Here is a 13,174-nt window from a genome sequence, read left to right on the forward strand (position 1 = left end):
GCACCAGGGGGGAGGATCAGGCGTGCACCTCGTGCTCGTGCCGCTGGTGTGACGCCGGCTCGAGCTGGAAGGTCGAGTGCTCGACCGGCACGTCGAAGTGCTCCGCCACGCACTGCTGCAGTTCGTCGAGGATCGCGGGGGGCGTGCGCCGTCGTGAAGCAGTGGTCGTCCACCACGACGTGTGCGGTGAGGTTCGGGACGCCGGTCGACACGAGCGTGGCGTGCAGGTCGTGCACGGCGATGACGTGGTCGAGCTCGAGGATGTGCCCGCGCACCGCGTCCAGGTCGAGTCCGCGCGGGGTGGCCTCGAGCAGGACGTCGGCGGTCTCGCGCAGGAGCTTCACGGCCCGGGGCAGGATGAGCGCTCCGATGAGCAGTGCCGCGACCGAGTCGGCTCGTTGCCAGCCGGTCAGGAACAGCACGACCGCGGCCAGGATCACGGCGACGGACCCGAGGGTGTCGTTCAGGACCTCGAGCCGTGCCGCCCGCGAGGTGAAGCCCTCGCCGGACGCCCGCACGAGCACCGCGAACGCGATGAGGTTGCCGACGAGTCCGACGACCCCGAAGACGAGCAGCGGCCCCGCCTCGATCTCCTCGGGCACGATCAACCGCTGCACCGCGGAGATCACCACGTAGACGCCGACCGCGAGCAGGACCGCGGCCTGCGCGGTCGCGCCGAGGACCTCCGCCCGCTGGTACCCCCCACGTGCGCCGGGCCGTCGGGATCCGGCGTGCCAGACGTGTGGCGACGAGGCCGATGCCCAGTCCGCCGGTGTCGACGACCATGTGCCCGGCGTCGACGAGCAGGGCGAGGGAGCCGGTGACGACCGCGCCGACGACCTCGGCGAGCAGGATCCCGGCGGAGATGCAGAACGCGATCAACAGCGCACGCTCGGACGCGGGTCCGTGCGTGTGGCCGTGGTCGTGTCCCATGACCGCCATCGTAGGAGCCCCGTCCGACGGCGTGCCAGGATCGGGAGCGTGAGCGGATCGCCGTACGAGCTGAGCGCGCCGGCCGACGTCCTCGCGCGGCTCCATCCGCGTCTCCGCACGTACTTCGGCCGGATCCCGTCCGGGTACGTCGGGCGCGGGTCAGGCACGTTCAGCGTCGTCGGCACGCCCCGCCGCTGGGTGTGGCCCGTGCTCGCCGTCTTCGCGCGGGACGCGGTGATGTTCCCGGTCTGGGAGCACGACGTGCCCTTCACCGTCGAGAACCGCCCGGTCCGCGTCGGCCGGGGCCCGGCGCCGGACGAGGAACCCGGCTCCGGCCGCCGCGACGCCCACCGGTCCGGCAGCTCCCGCGTCGATCGCGGTCAGGCCGACGGCCGGGAGGCGCGTCCCGCGGTGCGTGCGCACCGCACCTTCCACTTCGCCTCCGGGGACCGGACGATGGTCGACGCGATCACCGCCGAGCCGGAGGGGCTCGTCGACCACCTCGGCACCCGCGGGCGGGTGAGCGCGGTGCTCACGGTGGAGGTCCCGGCGACCGGACCCGACGCCGGGGCCCTCCGCCTGGTCTCCACGCGCGTGTCGGTGCGCGCGCTGGGACGCGCGTGGAGCCTCCCGGCCGTCGTCGCACCGCGGGTCGAGCTCACGGAACGATTCGATGACGAAGCCGACGTGCAGCGCGTGTCCCTGGTGCTCTCCGCACCGGTGCTCGGCACGCTGTACCGGTACGAGGGGGGCGTTCCGGTACGCCGTCGTACGCGACGAGTGACCGGGATCAGGAGGACAGCATGAGCGGTCAGCAGCGACGCGTGGTGGTGGCGGGGGGCGAGCGGGTTCGTCGGCCGGTACCTGCAGGACGCGTTCCGCGACGAGGGCTACGAGGTCGTCACGGTCGGTCGCACCGGCGACGCCGTCTGGGGGGAACACCCTGCGGATCCGCGAGCTCGTCGACGGCGCCGACCTCGTGGTGAACATGGCGGGCAAGAGCGTCGACTGCCGGTACGGGCGCCGCAACCGCGCGGAGATCCTGCGCTCCCGGGTCGACACGACGCTCGAACTGGCCGAGGCCATCCGGACCGCCGAGCACCCGCCGCCGCTGTGGGTGAACGCGTCCACCGCGACCATCTACCGGCACGCCGACGACCGCCCGCAGGACGAGGAGACCGGGGAGCTCGGCGAGGGCTTCTCGGTCGGTGTCGCTCGCGCGTGGGAGGACGCCCTGTCCCGCGCCGACCTGCCGAGCACCCGCCGCGTGGCGCTCCGGATGGCGATCGTGTTCGGCGACGGCAGCGCCCTCGTCCCCCTGCTCCGCCTCGCGCAGGCCGGCCTGGGCGGACCCCAGTACGACGGACCGTGGTTCCCCACCAGGGCGCGCCTGGCCGCGGGGACGTACCACCACGACCGGCACACCCACGGTCGGCAGCGGTTCAGCTGGGTGCACATCGAGGACGTCCTCGGCGCGATCCGGTTCGTCCGCGACCACGAGGACCTCGACGGCCCGGTCAACGTGACGAGCCCGAACCCGTCCGACAACCGCACGGTGATGGCGACGATCCGGGACGCCGTCGGGCGCCGCTTCGGGCTGCCGACGTGGCGGTGGATGCTCGAGCTCGGGGCGTTCGCGATCCGCACCGAGACCGAACTCGTGCTCAAGAGCCGGTGGGTGGTGCCGACCCGGCTCGTGCAGGCCGGCTACGAGTTCCGGTACCCGCACCTCCGCGGCGCGCTCGCCGGGATCATCGCGGAGCGACGCCAGCACCGGGGCTGACCGGGGCGGCGGGCCCGGAGCCGGGCCCGGAGCCGGAGTCGGGCCGGGACGCCCCCCGTCTGCGCAGGACGCCCCGACGCCCTCGGGACGCCGCCGGGCCCCGCGGCGTCCCGAGCACCCGGCGGCGTCCCGATGGCCAGGCCGGTCCGCGGCGGGCGCGAGGACCACAGCACCGCCGCGACCACGACCGCCCCGGCCACGGCCTCGACCGCATCGGGCACCTCGCCGAAGGCCGCCCAGGACGCGAGCACCCCCCACGACGGGCACGAGCATCGAGAACGGCGCGACCGTGCTCGACGGGTACTTCCCCATCAACCGCGACCAGATGCCGTAGCCCACCAGGCTCGCCGCGACGACGATGTACAGGACGCCGAGGTCGGCCGGCAGCGCCTCGAGCGTGAACGCGGTGCCCAGTGCCTGCCCGATCCGTTCCGGGCCCTCGACCACGAACGACAGCACGGCCATCGGGATCGGCGGGACGACCGCCCACCAGAGCGTCAGGTGCAGCGGGTTCACCGGTCCCGTCCGGCGCGTCGCCACGTTGCCCGTCGCCCACCCGATCGCCCCCCAGGAGCACGAGGACGACGGGGAGCAACGCGGCCGTCTGCGCCCGGTGCACCGCGATGACGCCGAGCGCGGCGACGGCGATGCTCACGCCGACGACCTGCCGGGTGGTCAGGCGTTCGCGGAGCAGGACCCCGGCGAGCACGACGGTGAAGGGCGCCGCGGCCTGGATGACGAGCGACGCCAGCCCCGAGGGCATCCCGGCCGACATGCCCAGGTAGAGGAACGCGAACTGCACGACGCCGAGCGTGGAGCCGACGAGGAGGATCCACCGGAACGGCACCTGCGGCCGCGGCACGAAGAGCAGGGTCGGCACGGCGAGCAGTGTGAAGCGCACCGCGGCGAGCAGGAACGGCGGGAAGTGCTCGAGGGCGATCGCGGTCGCCGGGAAGTTCAGACCCCAGGCGACGGCGACGACGAGGGCGAGGATGCGATCGCGGAACAGCACCGGATGATCGTCCCGCACCTGAATCAGTAGCACCAGCGTACGTTCCGACAGGATCGTTGTAGGGTCCCTGCATGGTCGGGTTCGACATCGCCCTGTTGCCGGTCCTCCGCGAGCTCGCCGAACGCGGGAGCGTGACCGCGGTCGCCGCCGCCACGCACCGGACACCGAGTGCTGTGTCACAGCAGCTCCGGACGCTGCAGCGCCAGGCCGGGGTGCCGCTCGTGGAGCGCGTCGGGCGTGGGGTGCGGCTCACCGAGCACGGTCGTGTCCTGGCCGGGATGGCCACCGGCGTCGCCACCGCCCTCGCCACCGTCGAGTCCGCCTGGGCCGAACACCTCGCCGGTGCCACCGGGACCGTCGACCTCGCGGTGTTCCCCTCGGCCGCGGAACTGCTGCTGCCCGGGCTCCTGACGCGGATGCGCGAGCACCCGGGCATCGCCCTCGAACTCTCCGACGTCGACGTCAGCGAGGGGGGGAGTTCGCCCCGCTCACCGCCGACCACGACGTCGTCATCGGTCACCGGCCCGACGGGGCGCGCCGTGCCGACCGTCCCGCGGTGGAGACCGTCGCGCTGCTCCGGGAACCGCTCGACGTCGCCCTGCCGCTCGACCACCCCCCTCGCGGGCCGGGAACGCGTGGGGATCGAGGACGTCCTCGGCGAGACCTGGATCGGCGTCCCGGAGGACTACCCGATCGACCGCGTGCTCACCGCCATGGCCGCGGCCTCGGACGCACCGCCGTCGGTCGCGTTCCGCACGATCCACCTGCCGGTCATCGAGAACCTCGTCGCGGCCGGACACGGCATCGCGCTCGTCCCGCGGTACACCTCACGGACGCGCGCACCCGGACGGTTCCACCTCGCCACCCTCGCCGACGTGCGCGCCGGACGGCGGATCGAGGCGCTCGTGCGGCCGGACCGAGTGGTCCGACCGGCGGTCCGCGTCGTCCTGGAGGCCCTGGTCGCCGGAGCGACGGACGTCACCACCTGAGGTGGTGCGGACCGCGCGGTCGTGCTGCGGGCCTCCCGTCCGTGACCGGGAACGGATGCGACGACGCGACGACGCGGGGCGCCCCTCCCCGGTGGGAGGGACGCCCCGCGTCGGTCGTGTGCGGAGGGTCAGCCGGTGAAGGAGACGTTCCCCGGGACCGGCGTGGCGACCGGTGCGGTGCCGGTGCCGGGCAGGACGGCGGGCGTCGGCGTCGGCGGCGTCACGCCCGCCGTCGGCTCCTCCTGGATGGTCAGCTCCGCGAAGACCACGATGCCGGAGTCCAGCCCCTCGAACACCATCTGGTACTCGCTCGGCGGCGCGGAGGAGACGAAGGTCGTCTGACCGGCGAAGGCGCCGTCGGCGTCAACGGTGAAGCGGTTGGAGTCCGGCACGATCTCCGCGTCCGGCAGGATCAGGAAGACCGAGACCTCTTCGCCCGGCAGGAACCCGGTGCCCTCGACGGGCAGGCCGTCCGCCCGGAGGACCGACGGCGTCAGGTTCGAGGGCACCCCCCACCACGGCGGTCGGCTCCGGCGTGAAGTACGAGCGGGTCTCGTTGCCGAGGATGCCGACGACGGTGCCCGGCGCGGTCCGGGCGAAGGCGCCGTAGCCGTTGACGGTTGCGTCCGGGGTGGTGGCCGCGATCTGTTCCTGGAACGTCGCGAGCGTGGCTGCGCTCCCCGCACGGACGGTGCCGATGTCGACGGAGGAGCGCCACGTGCCGTCGACGCCCTGGGCGCCGGCCTCGGCCGCGCTGAGGACCGCGGGCGTGGTGTTGTCCGCGGAACCGGCGAGGTCGAGGAGCAGCGCGTAGCGCGTTCCGCCGCTGCCGGCGAACAGGTCTGCGGTGGGCAGGCCGAGGCCGAGGCGGCCCGCGGCGTCGGTCGAGTACACGTCGGTCAGGTCGGTGGCTGCCGACCCGGTCCGGGCGTGCGCGACGAGCGTGCCCGTCGGGAGTGCGAGGCCGTCGACCCCCCGAGGTGGTCGGGCCGGTGGTGAACCAGCCGTCGGGGAACGCGCCGGTCGTCACGGTGGTCAGGTCGTCCTGTGTCACCCACTCCGCGCGGGAGGTCGGGGTGCCCTGGACGGGCGTGGTGGTCGCGGCGGCGGCGGTCGACGTGGCGGGTGCATCGGCACTGGCGACGGTCGGCAGGCCGACGAGGGCGACGCTCAAGGCGGACACCGCGACGGCGGTGGCGAGGACGGGACGGCGCATGGGCTCATTTCCGGGATCGGGCGCCCGAGCGGGGCGCGACGCAGACCCCGGCTCCCGCGACGATGCGGCCCCCCCTGAGTCCTAGCTCAGGATATTGGGCCATCCTCACGGACGCGCACACCGGGAGGTCACGATCCGGGAACGGTCGACGCTGCGTCGTGCCGCGTCCGGGTCGCCGACCTCAGCGGACCTGGATCGGTGTGCCGAGCGGCAGCCGTCCGGCCAGGGCGGTGATGTCGGCGTTCCGCATCCGGATGCAGCCGTGCGAGGCGTCGGTTCCGATGCTCGTCGCGTCGTCGGTGCCGTGCAGGCCGATCTGGCCCGGCCCGCCGCCGAAGGAGTTGAGGACGTCGGAGAACGCCGTCGTGCCGTACGCGTACGGGCCGTACCCGTCGTTCGTCGGCGCGAGGAGCTCCGTCAACGCGAAGCGGCCCGTCGGTGTGGGCGTCCCGCCGGTCCCGGTGGCGACCGGGTACGAGTCGACGACCTCGCCGGCCCGGTAGAGATCGAGCGTGTTCGACGCCTCGGTCACGACGATCGCGTAGTCCGTGGTCGACAGGGAGACCGCGCTGTCCGGCACCCAACCGGTGCTGCCGTTCGGGCGCTGGGCGAGCTGCACCTGCACCCAGCCGTCCCGCTGGTCGACGACGCGGAACACCAGCGGCGCGCCGGACGACAGCGGGTTCGCCAGCTGGTCGGTGGCGGGGCCACCGGGCGCGGCGCTCACCGGGACGGACGGACCGGACGCGGCGGCGATCGTCGTCGAGGCCGGAGCGTCGACCGCAGCGGGGTCGGTCGGTCTCGCCGAGGCCGACGGGCTCGGTGTCACGGTGGTCGTGGCGGACGGCACCGCAGCACGGGTCGCGGACGGCGCCGGGGCCGGGGCCGGGGCCGGGGTGAGCGTGCCGGTCAGCACGACGGCGACCACCCCGGCGCACACGACGGCCACGGCGGCGGCGACCAGGGTCGCGCGCCGTCGGGGATCGGTCGGGAGGCTCGGCACGGTCAGCCGGTGAAGGTCGCCCGCCCCGGCACGGGCGTGGCGACGGGTGCGACCGCACCGTCGGTGATGCGGATGCCCGGGGCCGCGACCTGGCCGGACGCGGTGCCGAGGAGCTCGAGGTTCCCCGGCCCGGCCACGGTCCCCGCGGGGAGGACGACCGTGGCGGTGAAGGCACCGTCGGCATCGGCGACCGGCCCGACCGGGAACACGGCGCCGGTCTCGCTCACCGTCAGGGACACGCTGATCCTCTCACCCGGGGCGAAGCCGGACCCGGAGACGGCGAACCCGGTGCTCGTCGCCTCGGCGACCGTGAGCTCGGGGTCCGCGACCGTCGCCGTGGCGGTCGGCTGCGGCGTGAAGTAGGTCGTCGTGTCGTCGAAGCGGAGGCTCGCGATGTGGGCGTCGGCAGCGGCAGCGGCAGCGGCGTCGGCGTCGGCCGTGGCGCGGAAGGCCGCGGCACCCTCGGCAGCGGCGCCCTCCGTCACCTGCGGGAGGAGGCGACGGAGCGTGTCGTCGAGCGGGGTCGTCGGCGCGGTCGGAGCGCTCGTGGGGGGCGTCCGTCGGCGCTGCCGTCGGTGCGTCGGTGCGTCGGTCGGCGCGGTGGTGGGCGCGTCCGTCGGCTCGGTGCCCGGCGCCTCGGTGCCGGGCTCCTCGGTGCCGGGCTCCTCGGTGCCGGGCTCGACCGTGCCCGGGTCGATCGACAGGATGTCGCTGCCGATGAGCGCGACGAAGTACCCCGTCACGACGCGGTGGTCCGACGCGAGGTCGGCCGCGAGCTCGGACGTCGTCTCCTCGCCGGAGTCGGTGTAGGCCCAGGTGGTGTCCGCGCCGTGCAGGCCCTCGAGGGCGAAGGCCGTCGTCGCGAGCACGTCCGGGTCGGACTCGTCGGCGACGATGAGCCCGACGAGGGCGTTGTCCCCGGTCGCCGCCGTCGCGTCCGCCACGACCGACTGCAGCAGCTCGGGGACGACGGGCCGCGTGGTCGGGTGCAGGAGGAACACGCTCGAGTCGTCGTGGACCGTCAGACCGTCCTGGCCGAAGTCGACCACGTCGTCGAGCGAGCGGGCGGCGTCGCCGGACTCGATGGCCCCGCCGAACCAGGACCACCCGTCGGGAAGGCTCAGGTCCGTCGACTCCGGCGCGAGGCGAGCGAAGTCGTCGGCCCCGTCCGCCCAGGTGACGACCGGCGGGAGGGCGGCGAACGACGTGGCGCCGGAGACGGAGGGGACGAGCCCGGCGGTGACACCGAGGACGGTGGCGCCGACGGCGGCTGCGGCGATGCGGGAGCGGAGCACGGGGTGGGGGGTCCATCCTGTCGAGCGAGCGGGGCACGTCAGCACTGCCGCCCCCCGTGCTGAGCAGTACTCAGCGAGGTGAACCTAGCAGCAAGCTGAGCACCCGTGAAGGCCACGGGTCCGGCGCTGCTGTGCCGAGCCTCCCGTCCGACCGCGGAGACGACGACGGCGGCGGGACGCACCGGTGCGACCCGCCGCCGTCGCGACGCCGTGCGGCTCAGACGTCCAGGTGGTCGACCAGCTCGTCCGCCAGGCCCGTGTAGCCGGCCGGCGTCAGGTTCGTCAGCCGGGCCTTCGCGCCGTCGGAGATGTCCAGGCCGTTCACGAAGGCGACCAGGTCGTCGCGTCCGATCCGCTTGCCGCGCGTGAGCTCCTTGAGCATCGCGTACGGGTCCTCGATGTCGGACTGCCCGGCGGTGACCTCGGCGCGGATCACGGTCTGGATCGCCTCCGCGAGCACCTCCCAGTTGCCGTCGAGGTCCTCGGCCAGGCGGGTCTCGTTGACCGCGATCTCGCCGAGCCCACGGCGCAGGTTGTCGAGCGCCAGGAGCGAGTGCCCGAACGCGACGCCGATGTTCCGCTGCGTGGTCGAGTCGGTCAGGTCACGCTGCAGGCGGCTCGTGACGAGGGTCTCGGACAGTGTCGAGAACAGCGCCGACGAGATCTCGAGGTTCGCCTCGGCGTTCTCGAACCGGATCGGGTTGATCTTGTGCGGCATCGTCGACGACCCCGTGGCGCCGGCCACCGGGATCTGCGTGAAGTACCCCATCGAGATGTAGGTCCACACGTCGGTCGCCAGGTTGTGCAGGATGCGGTTCGCGTGGCGGACCCGGTCGTACAACTCGGCCTGCCAGTCGTGCGACTCGATCTGCGTGGTCAGCGGGTTCCACGTCAGGCCGAGGCCCTCGACGAACTCCCGGGACAGCGCGGGCCAGTCGGCCTCGGGGTCCGCGGCCAGGTGCGCGGAGAACGTGCCGGTCGCGCCGGAGAACTTGCCGAGGTATTCGCCCCGCTCGACCTGCGACAGGACGCGCTCCAGTCGGTAGACCACGACCGCGATCTCCTTGCCGAGCGTCGTCGGCGTCGCGGGCTGGCCGTGCGTGTGCGAGAGCATCGGGACGGCGCGGAGGCTCGTGGCCATCTCGCGCAGGCGCTCCACGACCGCACGGGCGGACGGCAGCCACACCTGCTCGACGGCGTCGCGCACGGTGAGGGCGTACGACAGGTTGTTGACGTCCTCGCTCGTCGCCGCGAAGTGGGTGAGCTCGGCGACGGCGTCGAGGCCGAGGTCGCTGAGTCGACGGCGGACGAAGTACTCGACCGCCTTGACGTCGTGACGGGTCGTCGCCTCGATCTCGGCGAGCTCCGCGATCTGGGCCTGCCCGAAGTCGTCGACGATCGCGCGGAGGGCGGCCTTGTCGTCGACCGAGAGCGGCGAGGTGGTGAACATCGCGTGGTCGGTCAGGAAGACGAGCCACTCGACCTCGACCCGGATCCGGGCACGGTTGAGACCGGCCTCCGACAGGTGCTCGCCCACCGTGTGCACGATCGGGTAGTAGCGCCCGTCGAGCGGGCTGATCGGCTGCGGGGGGAAGGGGGGGTCATGGGGCTCCCTGGCGGACTGCCGGCTCGAGCTGGTGGAAGAGCGCCCGGCAGGCCCGTTCGACCGTGCTGAGCACCCGGTCGAACTCGTGTCGGTCCGCGTAGTACGGGTCCGGCACGTCGGCCTGCTGGGGCCAGGCGTCGTCGTACCGCAACAGGAGCGTCACCTTGGCGGCGTCGTCCATGGTCGGGGCCCACGAGCGCAGGATGCGTTCGTGGGAGCGGTCGAGTGCGACCACCAGGTCGAGGTCCGGGAACCGGTCCGGGTCGAACTGACGGGCGCGATGCCTGCTGCCATCGTATCCGCGTGCCGCGAGCGCTGCGATCGTGCGCTCGTCGGCGGGTTCGCCGACGTGCCAGTCCCCGGTGCCCGCGGACACGACCACGAACCGGTCCGCCATGCCGGCATCGGCGGCGATCTGCGCGAAGACGATCTCGGCCATGGGGGGACCGGCAGATGTTGCCGCTGCAGACGAAGGAGACACGGAAGGGCGACGGGGCGCCGGCGTCCATGGTCATGTGCACATCATGGCGCAGCCGGGGTGCGGACGCGACGCCCGTCCGTCAGGCGCGACCGCGACCGCCGAGCACCGGGCGGGCGACGAGTCCGACCAGCCAGGAGCACACCGCGAGCACGAAGGCACCGACGATGCCCCAGCCGAAGGACTCCACCGACAGGCCGAAGCCCAGCGCGGTGGACACCCCCCGCGACGATGAGCAGCAGGACGCCGTTCACGACGAACGAGATGAGCCCGAGCGTCAGCACGTAGAGCGGGATCGCCACGATCCGGATGAGCGTGCCGACGACGGCGTTCACGATGCCGAAGACGAACGCGACGAGCAGGTAGGTCAGGACGGTCTCGACGGGGCCGGCGTCCCCGAAGGCGTCGACGGACACCCCCCGCGACGACGAGCGTGGTGAGCCACAGGGCGACGGCGTTGACGACGAGCCGGACGATGAACCGCATGCACCCATGATGCCGGTCCTGCCCGCGAGACTGCCGCCGGTACGCTGACCCGGTGACCGACAGCCCCGTCCACATCAGACCCGAGATCGCGGTCCTCCCGCCCTACAAGCAGGGACGCCAGGCCGCGCCGGACGCCCTCAAGCTCTCGAGCAACGAGAACCCCTTCCCGCCGCTGCCCGGCGTGGTCGAGGCCGTGCAGGCGCAGACGTCGTACAACCGCTACCCGGACGCCACCGCGCTCGCCGTCCGGGCGGTGCTCGCGAACCGGTTCGGCGTCACGGTCGACGAGGTGCACGTCGCCCCCCGGTAGCGTCGCGATCCTGCACGAGCTGGCGAAGGCCACCTCGGGCCCCGGCGACGAGGTCGTCTACGCCTGGCGCTCCTTCGAGGCGTACCCGGGTGTCGTCACGGTCGCCGGCGCGACGAGCGTGCAGGTGCCGAACCGGCCCGACGGCGGGCACGACCTCGACGCGATGGCGGCGGCGGTCACCGAGCGGACGCGCATGGTGCTCGTGTGCACCCCGAACAACCCGACGGGACCGATCGTCACCGGGGCGGAGTTCGAGTCGTTCATGGCGCAGGTGCCGTCCTCGGTGCTCGTGGTGCTCGACGAGGCGTACGCCGAGTTCGTCACCGACGTGGACGCCGTCCGCGGTCCGGCGCTGCTCGAGCGGTACCCGAACCTCGTGGTGCTCCGGACCTTCTCCAAGGCGTACGGCCTCGCGGGCCTCCGGGTCGGGTACGCACTCGGACCGGCATACGTCCTCGACGCCGTCCGCGCGTGCGCCATCCCGCTGTCCGTGACGGCGCAGGGTCAGGCGGCCGCGCTGGCCAGCCTGGAGCGCGAGGGTGAGCTGCTCGAGCGGGTCGCCGAGCTCGCCGACCGACGGGACCGGATCCGCGCGGGGCTGCTCGCGCAGGGCTGGGACGTGCCGGAGGCGCAGGGCAACTTCGTGTGGCTGCCGACGGGCGAGCACACGGCGGTCGTGGCCGAGGCCCTCGAGCACGCCGGGCTCATCGTCCGGGCCTTCGCGCCCGAGGGCATCCGTGTCTCGATCGGCGAGCACGAGGCTGTCGCAAAGCTCCTCGAAACCACGGGTGCCGTTGTGGGACGTCTCACAACGGGGGGCTTCGGACCGGCCGGTACGCTGACCGACATGTTGTTCCGCGCCGCGGCTCCTGCGACGACCCCCGTCCAGCTCCTCGACCCCGAGGGCCGGTTCGTGGAGACCGACGAGAACGCCGAACTCGCCGCCGTCGCACAGGCCCTCCCCCGACGAGACCCTCCTCGCCATGCACCGTCAGATGGTGCTCACCCGACGCTTCGACCACGCCGCCGCGAACCTGCAGCGCACCGGTCAGCTCGGGCTCTGGGCGCCGAGCCACGGGCAGGAGGCGGCGCAGGTCGGTTCCGCGTTCGCGCTCCGCCCGCAGGACCACGTCTTCCCGTCGTACCGGGAGCACGCCGTCGTCCTGCAGCGCGGGGTCGACCCGATGGAGATCATCTCGCTCTTCCGCGGGCAGGCCCACGGCAACTGGGACCCGGACGAGCGCGGCAACACGCACGTCTACACGCTCGTCATCGGCGCGCAGACGCTGCACGCCACCGGCTACGCGATGGGCCAGGCGCTCGACGGCGTCGTCGGCACGGGCGACCCGACGGTCGACGAGTGCTCGATCGTGTACTTCGGCGACGGCGCGACCAGCCAGGGCGACGTGAACGAGGCGTACGTGTTCGCCGCGTCGCACACCGCCCCGGTCGTCTTCTTCCTGCAGAACAACCACTGGGCCATCTCGGTGCCGGTGTCGGTGCAGTCGCCGACCCCGCTCGTCGACCGGCCGCGCGGCTTCGGCATCCCGAGCATCCGGGTGGACGGCAACGACGTGCTGGCCTCGTACGCGGCCAGCGTCATCGCGACCGAGCACGCCCGGACCGGGCAGGGCCCGGCGTTCGTCGAGGCGGACACCTACCGCATCGGCGCGCACACGAGCTCGGACGACCCGACCCGGTACCGTGCCGACGACGAGCTCGCCGGCTGGGTCGCCCGCGACCCGATCACCCGGTCCGAGGCGTACCTCCGCAGCCGTGGCGCCACCGACGCCCAGTTCGCGGAGTTCGACGCCGAGGGCGAGCAGATCGCCGTCGACGTGCGCACCCGCACGAACGCCCTCCAGGACCCGCCGATGGAAGCGATGTTCGACAACGTGTACCGGGAGCCGCACCCGCGCATCGACGAGCAGCGCGCATGGCTCCGGGACTACGAGGCCGGCCAGGACGCAGGAGCCCACGCATGAGCACGACCGAGCAGCTCTTCGACTACACGCTGCGCGCGCACCCGGGCGCCGGCGAGGTCCCCGCGGACCCGACGCCGA

General features: G+C 73.4%; 10 protein-coding genes and 4 pseudogenes. 5 read left to right on the forward strand and 9 right to left on the reverse strand.

What is annotated here, in order from left to right:
• Nucleotides 1–16: 16 nt before the first annotated feature.
• Nucleotides 17–933: pseudogene (locus DEJ15_RS03810) on the reverse strand (cation diffusion facilitator family transporter).
• 48 nt (nt 934–981) lie between these two features.
• Between DEJ15_RS03810 and DEJ15_RS03815 the strand changes: the two are divergent.
• Nucleotides 982–1,740 (forward strand): DUF4166 domain-containing protein, encoded by a 759-nt coding sequence (locus DEJ15_RS03815; RefSeq protein ID WP_284175637.1) that lies wholly within the window; start codon nt 982–984, stop codon nt 1,738–1,740.
• A pseudogene (locus DEJ15_RS03820) lies at nt 1,737–2,716 on the forward strand (epimerase). The gene DEJ15_RS03815 and the pseudogene DEJ15_RS03820 overlap by 4 nt, the downstream one beginning before the upstream one ends.
• Here DEJ15_RS03820 and DEJ15_RS03825 read toward each other — a convergent pair.
• A complete protein-coding gene (locus tag DEJ15_RS03825) occupies nt 2,685–3,728 on the reverse strand; it encodes an EamA family transporter (RefSeq protein ID WP_284175638.1) in 1,044 nt (347 codons plus the stop codon). The pseudogene DEJ15_RS03820 and the gene DEJ15_RS03825 overlap by 32 nt on opposite strands.
• 71 nt (nt 3,729–3,799) lie before the next feature.
• On the opposite strand from DEJ15_RS03825, the gene DEJ15_RS03830 reads away from it, so the two are divergent.
• On the forward strand, nt 3,800–4,717 hold the full coding sequence (locus DEJ15_RS03830) for a LysR family transcriptional regulator (RefSeq protein ID WP_284175639.1): 918 nt from the start codon (nt 3,800–3,802) through the stop codon (nt 4,715–4,717).
• Between the two features lie 128 nt (nt 4,718–4,845).
• On the opposite strand, the gene DEJ15_RS03835 is transcribed toward DEJ15_RS03830, so the two are convergent.
• From DEJ15_RS03835 to DEJ15_RS03865, 7 genes and pseudogenes are all read right to left on the reverse strand, one after another.
• Nucleotides 4,846–5,184, reverse strand: coding sequence for a hypothetical protein (locus DEJ15_RS03835; protein ID WP_502866185.1), 339 nt, complete (start codon nt 5,182–5,184; stop codon nt 4,846–4,848).
• A gap of 26 nt (nt 5,185–5,210) precedes the next feature.
• Complete coding sequence (locus DEJ15_RS19340) at nt 5,211–5,933, reverse strand: hypothetical protein (RefSeq protein WP_502866147.1); 723 nt, start codon at nt 5,931–5,933, stop codon at nt 5,211–5,213.
• Nucleotides 5,934–6,114: 181 nt separating this feature from the next.
• On the reverse strand, nt 6,115–6,936 hold the full coding sequence (locus tag DEJ15_RS03845) for a L,D-transpeptidase family protein (protein ID WP_258365792.1): 822 nt from the start codon (nt 6,934–6,936) through the stop codon (nt 6,115–6,117).
• Nucleotides 6,937–6,938: 2 nt separating this feature from the next.
• A complete protein-coding gene (locus DEJ15_RS03850) occupies nt 6,939–8,231 on the reverse strand; it encodes a hypothetical protein (protein ID WP_284175642.1) in 1,293 nt (430 codons plus the stop codon).
• A gap of 217 nt (nt 8,232–8,448) precedes the next feature.
• Complete coding sequence (gene purB, locus DEJ15_RS03855; RefSeq protein ID WP_284176288.1) at nt 8,449–9,810, reverse strand: adenylosuccinate lyase; 1,362 nt, start codon at nt 9,808–9,810, stop codon at nt 8,449–8,451.
• Nucleotides 9,811–9,832: 22 nt separating this feature from the next.
• Nucleotides 9,833–10,346 (reverse strand): annotated as a pseudogene (locus tag DEJ15_RS03860) (low molecular weight protein-tyrosine-phosphatase).
• A 13-nt stretch (nt 10,347–10,359) separates the two neighbouring features.
• Nucleotides 10,360–10,731 (reverse strand): phage holin family protein, encoded by a 372-nt coding sequence (locus DEJ15_RS03865; RefSeq protein ID WP_349814801.1) that lies wholly within the window; start codon nt 10,729–10,731, stop codon nt 10,360–10,362.
• Between the two features lie 122 nt (nt 10,732–10,853).
• On the opposite strand from DEJ15_RS03865, the pseudogene DEJ15_RS03870 reads away from it, so the two are divergent.
• Nucleotides 10,854–11,919 (forward strand): annotated as a pseudogene (locus tag DEJ15_RS03870) (histidinol-phosphate transaminase); the annotation flags it as partial.
• Between the two features lie 175 nt (nt 11,920–12,094).
• Nucleotides 12,095–13,096: a thiamine pyrophosphate-dependent enzyme gene (locus DEJ15_RS03875; RefSeq protein WP_284176289.1), complete on the forward strand. Its 1,002-nt coding sequence runs from the start codon at nt 12,095–12,097 to the stop codon at nt 13,094–13,096.
• The last annotated feature ends 78 nt before the right edge of the window (nt 13,097–13,174 follow it).

This window comes from Curtobacterium sp. MCJR17_043 (genome assembly GCF_003224315.2).
In the GTDB taxonomy this organism is placed as follows: domain Bacteria; phylum Actinomycetota; class Actinomycetes; order Actinomycetales; family Microbacteriaceae; genus Curtobacterium.